We start from the raw sequence: 2,400 nt of genomic DNA, 5'->3' as shown, positions 1-2,400 counted from the left end.
AGTCTAAAAACTAGTATTAAGACTATCACTTAAATAAGTGATACTGGTTGTCTGGAGATTCAGGGGGCCAGTCTAATTGCCGCATCATCATCAGACTCCGGAACGCCCTCATACACATGTTTAAAACCATCCGGATCACGGCGTCGCGCCGCGTCGATAACCTTAAGCATGGTGTCAGACAGAAACGGATTTTCGTCATAGTTAATTTTGCGGATGAGAGTGCCTTCGGGCGGATCAACAACGAAGTTGCGCCAGACGAAATCAGTAACAAGTCCGGGGTTGAATATGAACCAGCATTCCGAACCCTCTTTACGGATCGTTGGCTCCAGAATTTTCCACTGGTATTCCGTCAGTGCGTGGGCTTCTTCCAACCACAACATATCGATCCCCTCCAGTGACTTAATTTCTTCGATGTTGCGCCATAATCCATAAAAAACAAATTCCGAGCCAGTAACCCGGTTAATGATTTTGTTGTTCAGAATACGGAAACGGTGCCGCAGACCAAACCTGTCTATCTGAATTTTGAGCAGGGTATACACCGACTCTTCGATTTTATTCTGGATCTGACGGGCACAACAAAAACGCAGGGTGTATTTATTCGACAGAAATATGGCAATGCCAGCGGCATCCCATGATTTTGACGATGACCGACCACCATAAAGCACTTTGTTACGTGCCCGCATAGTCCAGAAACTACGTAAAGCCGGATTCAGCGTCGGTTTGGATGTCAGAGTAGAAGTCATTGAGGTCACGCTCTCCATTGCCATCATCAATACCTGCATCACGGCGAAGACGATCAGCCTCCAGAGACACCTTATCAGTGGCGGCCTTGCGGTAGGCTGTATCAGCAAATATTTTTCCTACCGTCGCAAGCGTGCCAACGATGGACTCAATACGAACTGTATTGCGCATCATTGCTTTCTCGGCGGCGCTGATATTTTCAATCAGCATCTTCCTTTCCTGGTCCCCATTAGCATCTTCCAGCGACACCAACCACCGACCAATATTCTCTGCAGCGACAAGGTTGTTAGCACGAAGGCGAAATAATTCGTCCTCGAGCGTCAACGCTTTAGCGTCCTCTATCACCTCATCTTTGAGCAGAAGGCGACGGGCATAACCACCGTGTTTTAATGCCTGCTGGTTACCGGGTTGGAATGGGTTAGTCGGGGGATCGGTACGCATTCCGCGTATCGGTTTCGTATCCGGTGTAGATTCTGTTTTTAGTTGCGTACTTTTTTGTGTAAGGCCAGTAATGGCAGGCTTTCTGCTGGTACGCACTTTCCTTTTTTGCGTACCATTTTTGCAAACCTGCGTACCGCCACTGCGTGCCCAATCAAGCTTTTTGGCCCTCTTCCTGATAGCCCCTTCTGTAACGCCGTATTTCTCGCCTATATCACGGAGGCTAAGGACTCCGGCCCGGTATGCCGATTCGATGGCCTCCCAGTCCGGTTTTGCCATGATTATGCTTCCTGTGATTTACTGTTATCGCTGCCTGTCACAATAGGTTGCTTTAATTCTTCCTCATCACTCACTCCTGCGACGCTCCGTGGCAGGGCCCCCCACAGGAGTACCTTGTAAATGTAAGGTGTTTAAGCCTAAATTAAGTCGTATCACGGTTAAATAGCAAAGAAAAATTCACAGAAGGAAAGACATTGATGGAGTGGATAAATGCTTTGATGAACTATTTTGTACTTCATCCATATCGCCTATGGGGGCTTCTTTTTATAATAGCGTTCACAAAATCCACTTTACTCATTTCGGCGATATTGCCACCAGCATCAATTATGATGGCCACTGTAATTACAGTCAGCAAGACGACTCTTTCACCATGGGAAGCTGGAATCACGGTCATGAGTGGCGCATGGTGCGGTACTATCGTTAATTACCATCTTGGTATAATAATTGGGCATATCCCTCAACTTGCATGTATAATATCGAGCCGTTCCAATACAATAGAACGGGTTCGCCTTCAGTTGCAAAATAACTCTGTGTCAATACTTTTCACTTCGCGCTTTATCGCCGTGCTGCGTTACATTGCTCCTTTGGTGGCAGGAATGTTGCAACTTCATCCAGTGAAAGTGTATACAGTGAGTCTGATTTCAGCTGCTAGCTGGTCAGCACTTTATGTTGGTAGTTTTAGCTTCGTGTTGCCTTTTTTTAGCTAAACTGCCCATAAAAAGCTCTTGCGAATCCAGCGTCCCCCATTCCTCTGACAACAGAATCTGATTTGAAGGATAATGAGTAAAATTACCGCTACCCCCCAAGGCATTGGATCCTGATGTACTCCTGAAGCATTCTCAATGCTGTCTGGTCGCTGATGATTCCGTCCCGGATACCGAGAACGTTTCGTCCAGCAACTGGAGAGAGTTCGACGGTGGCATCATTGCCCATGCCGGAGGC

3 protein-coding genes and 1 pseudogene are annotated in these 2,400 nt (G+C 47.1%); 1 reads left to right on the top strand and 3 read right to left on the bottom strand.

Translation table 11 applies throughout. The features are described 5' to 3' along the window. Positions 1–74: 74 nt before the first annotated feature. Positions 75–743: pseudogene (locus ABZJ92_RS21395) on the bottom strand (PBSX family phage terminase large subunit); the annotation flags it as partial. Next, on the bottom strand, positions 694–1,458 hold the full coding sequence (locus ABZJ92_RS21390; protein ID WP_001108106.1) for a hypothetical protein: 765 nt from the start codon (positions 1,456–1,458) through the stop codon (positions 694–696). The gene ABZJ92_RS21390 and the pseudogene ABZJ92_RS21395, both read right to left, overlap by 50 nt. A gap of 194 nt (positions 1,459–1,652) precedes the next feature. On the opposite strand from ABZJ92_RS21390, the gene ABZJ92_RS21385 reads away from it, so the two are divergent. After that, positions 1,653–2,165, top strand: coding sequence for a DedA family protein (locus tag ABZJ92_RS21385; protein ID WP_011069285.1), 513 nt, complete (start codon positions 1,653–1,655; stop codon positions 2,163–2,165). Between the two features lie 88 nt (positions 2,166–2,253). Here ABZJ92_RS21385 and ABZJ92_RS21380 read toward each other — a convergent pair. Further along, the coding region (locus ABZJ92_RS21380; RefSeq protein WP_171755398.1) for a lysis system i-spanin subunit Rz at positions 2,254–2,400 on the bottom strand (147 nt) is incomplete at its 5' end.

It is taken from the genome of Shigella sp. FJ200513, assembly GCF_040495915.1.
GTDB lineage: Bacteria > Pseudomonadota > Gammaproteobacteria > Enterobacterales > Enterobacteriaceae > ECMA0423.
Note: the sequence above shows the minus strand (reverse complement) of the source record. Positions and strands in the feature narration are given on the sequence as shown.